The organism is Acinetobacter genomosp. 33YU (genome assembly GCF_001990725.1).
Lineage (GTDB): Bacteria > Pseudomonadota > Gammaproteobacteria > Pseudomonadales > Moraxellaceae > Acinetobacter > Acinetobacter seifertii.
In genome coordinates this window covers 292,662-305,947 of sequence record NZ_LFZQ01000011.1, presented here as the reverse complement: position 1 = coordinate 305,947, position 13,286 = coordinate 292,662, and the positions used below count along the sequence as shown (strand labels likewise).

General features: G+C 37.1%; 13 protein-coding genes. 6 read left to right on the top strand and 7 right to left on the bottom strand.

Annotation, left to right across the window (positions count from 1 at the left end):
• Positions 1-8: 8 nt before the first annotated feature.
• From AC056_RS15020 to AC056_RS15010, 3 genes are read right to left on the bottom strand one after another with little or no spacing between them, the layout of a single operon-like run.
• On the bottom strand, positions 9-1,421 hold the full coding sequence (locus AC056_RS15020; protein WP_077164056.1) for an LLM class flavin-dependent oxidoreductase: 1,413 nt from the start codon (positions 1,419-1,421) through the stop codon (positions 9-11).
• Positions 1,421-2,644 carry an SfnB family sulfur acquisition oxidoreductase gene (locus AC056_RS15015; protein ID WP_039252783.1) on the bottom strand — a complete coding sequence of 408 codons (1,224 nt, stop codon included), beginning with the start codon at positions 2,642-2,644 and terminating at the stop codon, positions 1,421-1,423. The genes AC056_RS15020 and AC056_RS15015 overlap by 1 nt, the downstream gene beginning before the upstream one ends.
• A 12-nt stretch (positions 2,645-2,656) precedes the next feature.
• Positions 2,657-3,892: an SfnB family sulfur acquisition oxidoreductase gene (locus tag AC056_RS15010; RefSeq protein ID WP_077164055.1), complete on the bottom strand. Its 1,236-nt coding sequence runs from the start codon at positions 3,890-3,892 to the stop codon at positions 2,657-2,659.
• Between the two features lie 345 nt (positions 3,893-4,237).
• On the opposite strand from AC056_RS15010, the gene AC056_RS15005 reads away from it, so the two are divergent.
• From AC056_RS15005 to AC056_RS14985, 5 genes are all read left to right on the top strand, one after another.
• A complete protein-coding gene (locus AC056_RS15005) occupies positions 4,238-5,002 on the top strand; it encodes a glutathione S-transferase family protein (RefSeq protein ID WP_039252787.1) in 765 nt (254 codons plus the stop codon).
• Positions 5,003-5,542: 540 nt separating this feature from the next.
• Entirely contained in the window at positions 5,543-6,436 is an 894-nt protein-coding gene (locus AC056_RS15000) for an amino acid ABC transporter substrate-binding protein (protein WP_004702139.1), read from the top strand.
• A gap of 93 nt (positions 6,437-6,529) precedes the next feature.
• Positions 6,530-7,372: an amino acid ABC transporter permease gene (locus tag AC056_RS14995; RefSeq protein WP_077164054.1), complete on the top strand. Its 843-nt coding sequence runs from the start codon at positions 6,530-6,532 to the stop codon at positions 7,370-7,372.
• Between the two features lie 2 nt (positions 7,373-7,374).
• Positions 7,375-8,052: an amino acid ABC transporter permease gene (locus tag AC056_RS14990; protein WP_004702135.1), complete on the top strand. Its 678-nt coding sequence runs from the start codon at positions 7,375-7,377 to the stop codon at positions 8,050-8,052.
• Between the two features lie 13 nt (positions 8,053-8,065).
• Positions 8,066-8,809, top strand: coding sequence for an amino acid ABC transporter ATP-binding protein (locus tag AC056_RS14985; protein ID WP_019458936.1), 744 nt, complete (start codon positions 8,066-8,068; stop codon positions 8,807-8,809).
• A gap of 51 nt (positions 8,810-8,860) precedes the next feature.
• Here AC056_RS14985 and AC056_RS14980 read toward each other — a convergent pair whose 3' ends face one another.
• Positions 8,861-10,177 (bottom strand): DcaP family trimeric outer membrane transporter, encoded by a 1,317-nt coding sequence (locus tag AC056_RS14980; RefSeq protein ID WP_191105350.1) that lies wholly within the window; start codon positions 10,175-10,177, stop codon positions 8,861-8,863.
• Positions 10,178-10,525: 348 nt separating this feature from the next.
• On the opposite strand from AC056_RS14980, the gene AC056_RS14975 reads away from it, so the two are divergent.
• Positions 10,526-10,996, top strand: a complete 471-nt coding sequence (locus tag AC056_RS14975; protein ID WP_002050132.1) for an Lrp/AsnC family transcriptional regulator — start codon at positions 10,526-10,528, stop codon at positions 10,994-10,996.
• Between the two features lie 43 nt (positions 10,997-11,039).
• On the opposite strand, the gene AC056_RS14970 is transcribed toward AC056_RS14975, so the two are convergent.
• The 3 genes from AC056_RS14970 to AC056_RS14960 all read right to left on the bottom strand — a co-directional run bounded on the left by AC056_RS14970 (position 11,040) and on the right by AC056_RS14960 (position 13,253).
• Complete coding sequence (locus AC056_RS14970) at positions 11,040-11,789, bottom strand: YebC/PmpR family DNA-binding transcriptional regulator (protein WP_004702129.1); 750 nt, start codon at positions 11,787-11,789, stop codon at positions 11,040-11,042.
• Positions 11,790-11,951: 162 nt separating this feature from the next.
• Positions 11,952-12,497: a 1-acyl-sn-glycerol-3-phosphate acyltransferase gene (locus AC056_RS14965; RefSeq protein WP_039252793.1), complete on the bottom strand. Its 546-nt coding sequence runs from the start codon at positions 12,495-12,497 to the stop codon at positions 11,952-11,954.
• Positions 12,498-12,689: 192 nt separating this feature from the next.
• The gene (locus AC056_RS14960) at positions 12,690-13,253 is read right to left on the bottom strand and encodes a TetR/AcrR family transcriptional regulator (RefSeq protein WP_077164052.1); all 564 of its coding nucleotides are present in this window, start codon (positions 13,251-13,253) and stop codon (positions 12,690-12,692) included.
• Between the last annotated feature and the right edge of the window lie 33 nt (positions 13,254-13,286).

The following is a 13,286-nucleotide window of genomic DNA, read 5'->3' as shown; positions in this document are numbered from 1 at the left end:
CTCCAAATTTAAGCAGTTATTTCTTCAATTGTTGTTAAGTTTTTGCTGTTGTTATAGGGACTACATCGGAACGCTTGAACAGGGTGTTGTTCTGGTAATTGATCACCCCGATTAAAAATTTTGTTCCGTAGTGAACCTGCTTTATATGCAGTTTTATAGCGACCACGTTGCTGTAGTTCAGGAATAACCAAGCGAATAAAGTCATGGTGAGACTCAGGTGCAACTGTACGTGTCAAATTAAAACCATCAATATCGGTCTCATCTAAAAGATGAATTAAGTATTCAGCAACTTCTTCGCCACTACCCACGATGAGGGGATAACGGCCACCTAAAACATGTTGAGCTTTTAAGTCATTTTTTGTGATTTGCTGTTCTTTAAATTTTTCGGTAATCGAAACAATGCTGTTACTTTTTTGGTAAGGAATCGCTTCATCGTCGGCAAATTTACTTAAGTCGATGCCTGTTGAACTCGCATAATGCGCGAGGCCTGCTTCAGGACTTGCATACTGACGATATTCATTAAGTTTTTGTACAGCGAGATCATGTGTTTCGGCCACAACAACGGTTATACCGACAAAGACTTTAATGTCATCCGCTGAACGGCCTTGCTGTTCTGCAAGAGCACGAATCTTTTTCACTTGTTCGCGTATTTTTTCGGGTTTGTCACCGCCAATAAATACACACTCAGCATGACGAGTCGCAAATTGCATGCCTTTTGGTGAAGCACCTGCTTGAAACAGTGTCGGGGTGCGTTGCACAGAAGGAGACACCTGAAATACACCTTCACTTTGGTAATATTTTCCGTGGTGGTGAATAGTGTGAACTTTAGATGGATCTGTAAAAACACGCTGTACTTTATCTTTTTTAACGGCGTCGTTTTCCCAAGATCCTTCCCAATATTTATAGCAAAGCTCTAAAAATTCTTCGGCTTGTTCATAGCGAGCATCGTGGTCTTTTAAACCTTTTTGACCAATTAAGCGTTCGGCACTGTCTAGATAACCTGTCACAATATTCCAGCCAATACGACCTTGAGTTAAATGGTCGAGACTCGCAAAGCGTCGGGCAAATTGATATGGATGCTCATAGCTTAAGTTCACAGTGACTCCAAAACTTAGGTTTTGAGTGACTGCCGCCATAGCTGAAATGAGTGTAGATGGGTCATGGCTAGGAAGCTGAATGGACTCTTTTAAAGTCAGATCAATACCATTTTGATAGACGTCATACACACCTGTAATGTCTGCAATAAACAAACCATCAAATAAACCACTTTCTAATGTTTTGGCTTGTTCTGTCCAGTAGCTCAGTTCATTAAAACGATGTGATTCATCACGTGGATGTGTCCATAAGCCATGATTAATATGCCCAACACAGTTCATATCAAATGCATTGAGTAAAATTTCTTTCGCTTTAAGATCTGCCATTACAATGTCCCCCGACGAGGCGGTAGAACACCGTTAAGAACATAGTTTCCAATAAAGTAATATTTCCATCGTGCAGCATCATGTAAGGTATGTACGCGCGCATTGCGCCAGAAACGGTCTAGACCATCCTGTGACTGACTACCACGGCTTCCTGCAAGTTCTATCAGCTTAGAAGATGCTTTGAGTGCGATATCGCTACTATGAGCACGTACTTTGGCCACATCAATTGAAGCTTTTGCAATACTTTCAGGTGTGGTTTCAATTTTTGCGGCATCAATTGATTGAGCTGCCTGTTTTAATAACACTTCACTTGCTCGTACATCAACAGCAATGCGTCCTAGCTCATAAATCGTCAAAGGATCTTGATTTGCAGTTTCTACATTTGAATCAATCCATGGGCGTGCTTGATGCACTCTTTGCAAACTTTCTTCAAAGGCTGCACGTGCAATGCCTACCTCAATTGATGCATGCATAATTTGTGCAAAAGGGCCCACTAAGGTTGGTTGTAAAAATGCAGTATCAAAAGGGATAACATCATCTGCATCGACAAAAACCTGATCAAATTTAACCGTGCCGCTACCTGTGGTTTTCTGACCAAAACCAGACCAGTCATCAACAAGTTTTAATCCTTGTGAACCACTTTTTACAAAGGCTAAATATTCTCGGCCTGCATCATCTAAAACTAAGGTTGGAATTCGGTGAGCAAATAAACTTCCTGTGCAGTAAAACTTTTCACCCTGAATCAAATACCCATTTTCGTGAGGACGGATATTGGTTTGTTTATGGGTTGAAGTTTTAGTTTTAAACTCAGCAAGTGCATTACCAAAGCGAGTGCCATTTAACACTTCGCCATACAAACGTTGTTTTTGAGCTTCTGTACCTGTATTGCGCAATACTTCTAAAGCATAAAAATGATTTTGTGGAATTTGTCCGATCGAACCATCTGCACCGCTTAAAAGCGCAATCACTTTAGCAACGGTATGGCTTGAAACTTCGGCACCGCCATATTGCTTTGGCACTGTAATTGCCCAAAGACCAGATTGGCTCAAAGCATCGATTTCGGTATACGGTAAAATTCGTTTAGCGTCTCGCTCAACTGCGGTTTTTTTAAATTGCTCAGCAAACTGTTTGGCAACTTCTAATGCTTCAGCATCATTTTGAATAATGTGCGCTTGACCAGATGCCGATGTTTGTTTGGTTTGAACCGATTGATATGAAGTCATGACAATTTCTCCTTAAATCCAAGCATGGCGGGCAGGGAAATGACCATTAAGGTAATAATTGCCAATGGCATGTAATTTCCAGCGAACAGGGTCGTGTAAGGTATGTACACGGGCATTTCGCCAATGTTGATCTAAATTATGTTGGCTTAAGCTTGAACGACTACCACCCAGCTCCAGCAATTTTTCTGAAATTTGTAGAGCCGCATCATTGGCATAGACTTTTGCTTCAGCAACCAAAATTGAAGCTTTTGCTACCTGTTCGTCAGTCACATTTTCAAGTTGGTCAAGTTCATCTAAATATTCAGCAGCTTCATCAAGTAGTAAAATTGCAGCGTCGAGTAAAATATTTAACTTACCTACTTCTTGCAGGGTGTAATGTTCAAAGCTGGCTTTTTCAACATTTGCATCAATAATTGGACGTGCTTTATGAATAGTCGATAACGTATCTTCAAATGCAGCTTCCGCAATCCCAACATCAATGGCTACTTGTAATAACTGAGAATAGGCACCGCGATAAGTAGGAGTTTGAGCCAATAAGCGTTCGTCAAAAATAAGCTCAGGATTAACTTCAACATGATTTAATTTAACCGTGCCACTTGCTGTCGTACGTTGCCCAAAACCATTCCAGTCATTAATGACTTCAATACCTTGAGCATCCGACTTAACAATCACTAAAACAACATGACCTTCGGAATGAACCGCTTTAATTGCGAGCCAATGCGCAAAACTTGTTCCAGTCGAATAAAATTTTTCACCGTTTAAAATGTATTTACCGTTTTCAATGGTAAGCGTGGTTTTTAGCGTTTTTGAGTCATGTGTATTACGTTCTGGTCCACCATTAGCAAGACGTTTGCCTGCCAATATTTCTGAAAAAATAAATTGTTTTTGTTGTTCTGTGCCCAAGATCTCGACGAGGTTTAACAGACTAATTTGATTTTGTGGAATTTGACCAACATTGGCATCGCCTTTACTTAAAATACGAAAGACTTGAGCCAAAGTTTTATTGGACACAAAAGCACCGCCATATTTTTTTGCAATGCGAATTCCACCTAAACCTTTTTGACTAAAGCTTTCGATTTGCTCAAAAGGAAGTTGGCGTTGTTGATCACGTGTATTACGACCCTCTAAAGCAAAATCAGCCACTTGATAAGCAGCATTAATGGCTTGTTGATCATTTTGAATGACTTGGACGTATGCCGTCGTTTTAGATAGAGAATTAGACATAATGACACCTTGTATTGCTGTCATTACCTTACAAAAGAAATATTTTTCCACTAAACGAGGACTTATGCTCAGCTTATGAATAAAAATGCAAAGCACTTTTTTTGATTTTTAATAAATAAATATAGATATGGAAATGTATTAAAAATCAATTGATTATGAAATTTATTGTCTAAGCAAATTACTAAAGTGGTTTTATTATGAAAAAGAGCTATAAGTACGGTAAAAAAAGATATAAAAAATATAGACCTAACTGTCAGTGAAAAATGAGCACAATATCCATTGTTTTCATTAAAAATAGCTTCTAAAGTATCTATTTACCTAAGACGATTTTTGTACGAATAGTCAAATAAAAATAAACGTGGAGATTTTATGCGGGTTTTGTATCAGTTTCCTTTGTCTCATTATTGTGAAAAAGCTCGCTGGTTGTTAGACCATAAAGAACTTGATTACGTTGCACATAATTTGATTCCAGGCTTCCATCGTGCATTTGCACAACTCAAAACTGGGCAAAATTTATTGCCAATTTTGAAAGATGACCAACGTTGGATTGCTGAATCAACTAAAATTGCACTTTATCTGGATGATACCTATCCAGAGCATGTACTTTTGCGCCGTGATGAACAACTTCGACAACAAACGCTCAAGATAGATAGCTTGGCAGATGAACTTGGTGTACATGTACGTCGTTGGGCACTTGCTCATACTTTAGCCCACGGAGACCATGCTCTAGAAATTATGATGGGTGAACAAGGTTACTTGCGCCAGTTTGAAAAAATATCAAAACCTTTCCTCAAAACTTTAGTAAAGAAGAACTATAAACTTGAAGAGGAGCTAGTAAGTCAGTCAAAAGAGCGTATGGATGAACTTATAAATGAGTTGAATCAGTACCTCATTGAAAACCAAGCACGTTATATGGTTGGAGACCGCTTAAGTCTCGCAGATATTTCAGTATGTTCTATGCTTGCACCTTTACTTGAAATAAAAGGTACACCATGGGAACCCGAAGAGGATGAAGAGGTGTCGCCAGAGTGGAGCAATTATCAGAAAGCTTTACTTGATTTGCCCCTTGGACAATATGTTTTAAGAATATATCAAACAGAAAGAAATGCACGTGTTGATTGGCGAGGCATTTAATCTATAGGTTTTCTAAAAAAGCTCGAAATAAATCGGGCTTTTTTTATATTTGTAGAAATATTTTAATTGTAAAAAACATGACTATAAATTTTATAAATGAATTTTATTAAAACATTTTTATTTATTATTTTGAGGTTTGTTTTGTTTTTTAATTACAAACTTAGACTTTTAGTCTAAATGCCTAATAAAGTTAATTTTTCTTTTTATTAATAAAATAGTTTTTCTAAAAACAGTTTTTAGAAAAAATTAAGCCACTTTATTGTGCATGTGTTTACAATGTAATCAAAAATTGCCACATTTAAGTGTAATTAGATGAGCTTAATAATAGACAGAAGATTAAAATATAGATTAAAGTAAGAAACATGTGAGCAGTTTTAAAGGTATTAACTCTGCGAAACAGATAAATAATAAGTGAAGCAAATGGATGAAGTCCTACTTGGAAAAGTTGGCTCGATAATTGCAATTTAATAATAAATCACTCTATTTCTCTATAAGAATGATTCTGTAGACAAATAGAGGAATGATCATCAAGGAGTTCTTATGAAACGTTCTGCAACCTCTCTCATTGTTTCAACAATTATGCTTTGTACGGTTGGTGCTACTTCTCAAATACAGGCAGCAGACACATTAGCAAAAATCAAAAGTACTGGAAAAATCGTTATTGGTCACCGAGAATCATCCGACCCAATTTCATACGTTGTTGGAGGTAAACCAGTAGGTTATGCAGTCGACATTTGTAACCAGTTCGCAAATGATATTAAGAAAGAATTGAAAATGCCTGGTTTAAAAGTTGAATACAAGGCAGTCACTTCATCAACACGTATTCCTGAGCTTTTAGCAGGAAATATTGATATGGAATGTGGTACGACTACAAACTCTAAACAGCGTCAGCAACAAGTTGGTTTTTCAACGAACTACTATGCAACAGAAGTGCGCATGGCTGTTAAAGCAAACTCCGGTATTAAAAGTCTAGCTGATTTAAATGGTAAAGCAGTTGTTACGACTCAAGGTACAACATCTGACAAGTACATTAAAATGAATGAAAAAGGTCAGTCACTTAATGTACAAAACATTTATGGTAAAGACCATTCTGACTCATTTGCCATGATGGCATCTGGCCGTGCCGCAGCATTTGTAATGGATGACAATATCTTAGCTGGTCTAATTGCTAAGTCATCTACACCAAAAGCATTCGCAATTGTAGGGCCAGTACTTTCGTCAGAACCTTATGGCATCATGATTGCTAAAGATGATCCAAAATTTAAAGCAGTTGCCGACCGTACCGTAAATAATTTATGGAAAACTGGTCAAATGGACGCTTTATATAAGAAATGGTTCTTATCTCCAATTCCACCAAAAAATACTAATTTAAATATGCAGCCAAGTGCATCTTACAAAAAGCTTAAAGCCCACCCAACAGATGCAGGGATCTAACACGTTCCTTTTGTCCTAAATTTACTTGTGCAAGTGTAAAACCTCATTTGCACAAGTGGTCTATTTTCTAAGATATTCATTTAAGGGGCAAACATGTCAGTCGGCTCGCTAAACTGGACTATATTCTGTGCGGAGTCTAATGAATATGGTGTCGATAAAGCCGCATGGGCAGAATCAGTTTGTAAAGTCATTGGTAGCTCTAGCTACAATGCTTTTTCTGAGGCGCCCACATGGTTACAAATGTTAGGTTCTGGTGTCTTTACTATGGTATGGACTGCTGTTGTAGCCTTTCTTATCGCATTTTTATTAGGTTCTCTCCTCGGGGTAATTCGTACTTTACCCAACAAACCGCTTGCATTTATCGGCAACTGTTATGTCGAAATATTCCGTAATATTCCTTTAATTGTACAGTTATTCTTCTGGGCTTTTGTATTCCCAGAGTTCTTACCAGATAGTTTAAGTGCCGGAAGTGGAGACGTTGTAGCAGGTGGATGGTGGAAAAACCTTCTAAATCATCATCCTGCTGTTATTGGTGTTTTTGCTTTGGGACTATATACCGCAGCACGTGTTTCTGAGCATGTAAGAGCGGGGATTAACACAGTTTCTCGCGGACAAAAGTTCGCAGCTTCTGCAATGGGTTTTACAACGGCGCAAAGTTATCGTTATGTGATTTTACCGGTTGCATACCGCACTGTATGGCCAACTATTACTTCAGAAGCAATGAACGTTTTTAAGAACTCAGCAGTTCTATATGCGTTAAGTGTTTTGAACTTCTTCGCTTATACCAAAACCATGCGAGAAGAGACTTCTCAGGACATTATCATTCTTATTCTGTCTACACCAGTTTATTTAATCATTACCTACACCATTAAATTTGTGATGGCATGGATTGAAAAACGTATGGCTGTACCAGGTTTAGGTTCGGGAGGAAAATAATTATGGATTTTTCTCTATTACATAATCCTGATGTTATTGCTGCACTCAAAGAAGGTTTTATCTTCACGCTTACGGTAACGGTACTTGCGATGATGGGAGGGATCCTGATTGGAACTCCATTGGCAATGATGCGTTTATCTAACAGCGCAATCGCAAGTAACTTTGCGAAGTTCTATGTCGATCTATTTCGTGGTATTCCATTAATTCAGGTCATCTTTATTTTCTATTTTTTGTTGCCGAAAATATTTGAGTTTCAATCAGATACTTATTGGGGGCCATTATTTTCGAGTGTTGTGACCTTTGCGATTTTTGAAGCTGCATTTTTCTCGGAAATTGTACGTTCCGGTATTCAGTCTATTTCAAAAGGTCAGGTCAATGCAGGCTACGCTTTAGGTTTCACCTATGGTCAATCTATGCGTTATGTGGTGTTACCGCAGGCCTTCCGTAATATGCTCCCAGTATTACTTACTCAAACCATTATTCTCTTTCAGGATGTGTCATTAGTCTATGTGATTAGTGCACCAGACTTCTTAGGTCGTGCAGATACATTGGCTAATACCTATGGTCCTGAAACAAAAGCAACATTCTACTTAATCGTCGCTGTGGTGTATTTCTGTAGCTCGTTTGTGCTATCGCAATTAGTCAAACGCTTACAGAAAAAAATTGCCATCATTCGCTAATTGGAGATTTTAAATGCCAATGATAGACATCCAACATATCTCTAAATGGTATGGTGATTTTCAGGTTTTAACAGATTGCACGACGAGTATTGAAAAAGGTGATGTCGTTGTTGTTTGCGGGCCATCTGGTTCAGGAAAATCAACGCTCATTAAAACCGTAAATGCTTTAGAACCATTTCAGCAAGGTGACATTATTGTTGATGGGGTTTCATTAAAAGATCCAAAAACTGATCTTGCAAAATTCCGTTCTCGCGTAGGAATGGTGTTTCAGCACTTTGAACTTTTTCCGCACATGACAGTTTTGGAAAATTTAACGATTGCTCAAGTGAAGGTATTAAAACGCTCAGTTGCTGAAGCTCGGGAAAAGGGACTTAAGTATCTGGAACGAGTTGGGTTACTTGCGCATAAAGATAAATTTCCAGGACAACTTTCTGGTGGACAACAACAACGTGTTGCAATTGCTCGCGGGTTATCTATGGACCCAGTCTGTATGTTGTTTGATGAACCTACTTCGGCACTCGACCCTGAAATGGTAGGAGAAGTGCTTGAAGTGATGGTACAACTTGCAAATGAAGGTATGACCATGATGTGTGTTACTCATGAAATGGGTTTTGCTAAACGAGTATCGAACCGTTTAATTTTCATGGATGAAGGGAAAATTCTTGAAGATTGTCCAACCAATGAATTTTTTGATAATTTAGAGGCTCGTCACGAGCGCGCTAAACTTTTCTTAGAGAAAATTCAGGCAATGCATTAATTGTGACAATAAAAAAAGAGCCTTTAAAGGCTCTTTTTTTATATCTAGCTTTTAGAAATTATATTTAGCAAGTAAATTTATACGTGAGTAATCGCCTTTATCACCTGCAAATGTTTCACGCTGGCCGTAAGTGTATTCTGCACCTAAGTCAATATTCTTAACTGGGTTCCAGATTAAATTAACCAGCGCATTATAAATTTCTTTGTTATAGCTGGTGTTATTTAAATTAGTATTGGCATATGTGCTGTCATCTTTATACTGAACTCCACCAATTGCGAAAGTAGAACGTAATATTGGATTCCATTTGCGTTGATAGCCAATAACAGCGCTATCAAATTCTCCTAAGTTGATATCTTGACTAACTGTGTCATATGCATAAGCAGAGTTGCTATAAGATAAATATCGACCATCGCCTTTAACATGATAGTAATTCGCCATAACACTATCTTGAGGGGTAATATCATACTTTCCGCCTATGCCGACACCCCAACCAAATTTTTCTTCAGATGAACTATCTTTAGGTGCGACACGGTTTTCGTGAGCAAGCCCATGAAGTTGTAATAAGCCTTTATTATCGGCAGTTTTAAAATCATAACGCGTTGTTAGAGCAGGGAAACGGCTTCCACCCGCAACATTTCCTACTTTTTCAACATCGCCACCTTCTAAAGCAAATAAGATTTTTTGTTGCGCATCAATCGGCTGGGTATAGCGGACTTGTACGGTACGGGTTGTTCCTGTGCCCACTGCACCTGTAAAGTCTAATGTTTCTGGAGATGTATCGGTATTTACGAAAGGTGAAGTCGTTTGACCTGCTAACCATTTACCTAAAGACATATAAGCATGGCGTACACGGAAAGTTCCACTGCCATTGTCGCCATTCCCCCCCATAAAGTCGGCTTCAATTTTTCCGGTTAAATCACCATATTGGGTAGGTCGAAGAATATCTAGGCCAATACGTGTAGTTGCAGCAGATACATTTAAAGAATCTTGTCTTGGATCATCTTTATTTAATGGGTAATTGGCTGCATTTGAAATGCTTCCATTTGAACCTTTAAAGTCATAAGTTGCATCTACTCGTACGTTTCCATAGAGCTTAACTTGAGTTTGTCCATCAGGCATTTGCATCCATCCTGGTTTGCCTTGTGGAGCAGGTGGATTTGCCACAGTTGCAGTTTGTGGAGCTGCTGGAGTATTAGCTGCAAGTGCGGTTTTTTGCTGACTCGATAGTTGCTGAACCAGTTGTTTTAATTCACCGACCTCTTTGCGTAAAGCATCTACTTCTGCATCAGTAGCAGCATGGGCTGGCACCATTATACCTGTTAGGCTAACAGCACTCATGGCAAGAACTAAAGTTTTGATTTTTTTCACAGGTATTCCCCACATTGGATATAAAATTTTTCCAATATCTGCATATCAAAAACAGTGCCAACTTTTAGAAATTCTGAAAAGTAATTGATTTTATTTGAAAAATATTCATTATTGTTAAATAATATATTGTTTTACTAATGTGCTAAATGAAAAGTTGAAAGGATATAAGGCTATAAACCATTGCAAATGCGCTATAAACGTCATACTACTGCACAGTTAACAGGCACAGATTTGAGTCAACATATTGAAGTAAAGCTTAATTCTTTTTTTAATCGTGTTTGATTTTTAAAGTAGACTTGGCTTTAGGATATACTGTTCACTTATAAAGAGTACTGATTGGAGAAAAGAATGGAGTTAGACCGTTTTGATAAACAAATTCTGGAAATTTTGTCTCATGAAGACCTGAATTTGAATGAGCTCTCAGAACGGATTAATCTTTCAGTTAGCTCTGTTCATCGCCGCATTAAGCACTTAATTGAAGCTAATATCATGGGACAGCTTAAAAGAGAAATTAACTTTAGCAAATTGGGTTTTACCTTGCATATTTTGCTACAAGTCTCTTTAAGTAAACATGATAGCGAGACCTTCGATAAATTCCTTTCTGAAATTGAAGCTATTCCTGAAGTTACAAATGCATTTTTAGTTACAGGTCAAAGTGCCGATTTTATTCTTGAATTGGTCGCACGTAATATGGATGACTACAGCGAAATTTTATTAAGACGGATTGGTAAAATTGACAATGTCGTCGCTCTACATTCGAGCTTTGTGATTAAAGAGTACAATGTGTTTAACTGTTATAACTTATTAAATAAGCTATAAAAAAACGCACCAATCGGTGCGTTTTTTAATTTCAATGTTTGGTTTAAGCATCTAATTGAGCTAAAACTTCATCTGAGAATTCAACGTTTGTATAAACGTTTTGTACATCATCAAGATCTTCAAACATATCGATCATTTTGAGAATTTGTTTTGCTTGGTCAACATCTGTAATTTCCGCTTTAGTTGAAGGGCTCATTACAACTTCAGCGTTATCAGATTTTAAGCCTGCAGCAGCAAGAGCATCTTGAACATCACCAAAAGTTTCTGGTGAAGTAATGACTAAAATTTCATCTTCTGAAACTTCAATATCTTCTGCACCAGCTTCTAGAGCAACTTCCATGATTTTATCTTCTAAAGAGACATCTTCAAAAGTAATTTCACCACGCTTAGTAAATAGATAAGATACAGAACCCGCAGTTCCTAAATTACCGTTTGTTTTACTAAAACAGTGACGTACATCTGGCACTGTACGGTTTAGGTTATCTGTCATTGTTTCAATAAGAACAGCAACACCACCAACGCCATAACCTTCGTAAGTTACTTCTTTTAAATCATCATTATCTTCACCACCCACACCGCGTTGAATTGCACGGTTAATGGTGTCACGTGTCATATTGACAGAAAGTGCTTTTTCGACAACAGCACGAAGGCGAGGGTTACTAGCAGCATCTCCACCACCAAGTCTGGCAGCAGTCACAATTTCACGAATATATTTAGTAAAAACTTTACCGCGACTTGCATCTTGTTTAGCTTTACGATGCTTAATATTGGCCCATTTAGAATGACCCGCCATGGAAGTGAACTCCAAAAATTAAAAAATGCAAAAGTGCCAGAATATTATCATAGGCATGGTTTTCTTGAAAACTGTTGTCCTATGTTTTGTTAACCAATTAAGCACGCTTTGAGAGGCTAAATTTAGCTAAAAAAATAGACTCGAAGTTTGCGACTAAATTGGTTAGCTAATCTTTACATCAATATCATATTGCGCATAGAGTTCTTTAATTGTTTCAAGATCCTTTTGCAAATCTGAAGGGTAAATTTTGCCTAAAATACCGCCTTTTTTTGTTCTTGCATTTGCGTACATCAGTACGATTGGCACATTAGCAGCTTTAGCAATATGCCAGAATCCAGTACGGATAGGTCTGCGTTCAGATCCATCTTTTGCTCGTGTTGCTTCAGGTGCAATGACTAGATTAAATGTATCGTGACTTTGAAATTTTTCGACCATTTGAGAGACAATATCTTTACTCGCTTTTCGATCTACGGGTATTCCACCTAGTTTCTCAAGAATAGGCTTCATTGGACCTTTGAAAAGTTCCTTCTTTATTAAAGTATGAATTTTTAGGTCTAACATTTGAAACAGAGCAATAGATAAGATTGCATCTAGGTTAGAAGTATGCTCAAAACCAATAATAACTTGTTTTTTCTCAAGAATTGTAGGATCTACATCATAGGTCCAACCAACTGCTTTAAAGATAGAATTGCCTAAAAACTTTTTCATAGAGATATGGGAGACAATAAGGATGCGGAATTCTAATATGAGTTTGTCCAAAAAGGTAGAAAATTATCGCTGCAGTAAATTTCATTTATTTTAATATTAATACTCAATAAAATTTATATTTATTAGTGCTATATTTTAACTAGTCAATATAAAAATATATAATATATTGGTTTGAGATTAACTTTTATCAGTTCAACTAAGATTTTCAGTTTTAATTAAATACTCGATATATTGCCATTTTTTGTTAGGATCAATCAAATCCTTATCAATCGTTGCATCAATGATAATCCCATCAATAACTGAGATAAGCATATGAGTAAGCGGAGTAGGATTTTCAATACCAAGCTCTACTAATAAACTATTTAATAAATTGATTAACCAATTTGTATATTCTTGAAATGGTTCTCGAATTGAAGTGTATTGTTTAGATACTTCAATAAATGCCTTCTTAAATAGGCAGCCGTTAAAGTTTTCACTGTTAATCCAGTCGATATACCAATTAAAAATCAGATGTATTTTTTCAAGTGGCTCTGCATCTGGGTGTGCATTCAACCTTTCATAAATAGAATTTTGTATATTAATGTTTCTATGCTCTAGGCATTCCATGATTAAACTTTCTTTAGAGGGAAAGTATTTATAAAAAGTCATCTTGGCGACATTTGATTCAGCAATAATTCTATCTACACCCGTAGCGTTATAACCTATTTTATTAAAAAGGTTTAAAGCAGTATTTATAATATCTTCTTTTTTTGACATTATTTTTCCATATAGTTAGAACTAATTATGAGT

Bases quoted from the DNA above. Each gene is read 5' to 3' on its own strand.
- AC056_RS14985 (WP_019458936.1), top strand. From the start codon at position 8,066: ATGCCAATGATAGACATCCAACATATCTCTAAATGGTATGGTGATTTT.
- AC056_RS15000 (WP_004702139.1), top strand. From the start codon at position 5,543: ATGAAACGTTCTGCAACCTCTCTCATTGTTTCAACAATTATGCTTTGT.
- AC056_RS15015 (WP_039252783.1), bottom strand. From the start codon at position 2,644: ATGACTTCATATCAATCGGTTCAAACCAAACAAACATCGGCATCTGGT.
- AC056_RS14990 (WP_004702135.1), top strand. From the start codon at position 7,375: ATGGATTTTTCTCTATTACATAATCCTGATGTTATTGCTGCACTCAAA.
- AC056_RS15005 (WP_039252787.1), top strand. From the start codon at position 4,238: ATGCGGGTTTTGTATCAGTTTCCTTTGTCTCATTATTGTGAAAAAGCT.
- AC056_RS15010 (WP_077164055.1), bottom strand. From the start codon at position 3,892: ATGACAGCAATACAAGGTGTCATTATGTCTAATTCTCTATCTAAAACG.
- AC056_RS14965 (WP_039252793.1), bottom strand. From the start codon at position 12,497: ATGAAAAAGTTTTTAGGCAATTCTATCTTTAAAGCAGTTGGTTGGACC.
- AC056_RS14975 (WP_002050132.1), top strand. From the start codon at position 10,526: ATGGAGTTAGACCGTTTTGATAAACAAATTCTGGAAATTTTGTCTCAT.
- AC056_RS14995 (WP_077164054.1), top strand. From the start codon at position 6,530: ATGTCAGTCGGCTCGCTAAACTGGACTATATTCTGTGCGGAGTCTAAT.
- AC056_RS15020 (WP_077164056.1), bottom strand. From the start codon at position 1,421: ATGGCAGATCTTAAAGCGAAAGAAATTTTACTCAATGCATTTGATATG.
- AC056_RS14970 (WP_004702129.1), bottom strand. From the start codon at position 11,789: ATGGCGGGTCATTCTAAATGGGCCAATATTAAGCATCGTAAAGCTAAA.
- AC056_RS14960 (WP_077164052.1), bottom strand. From the start codon at position 13,253: ATGTCAAAAAAAGAAGATATTATAAATACTGCTTTAAACCTTTTTAAT.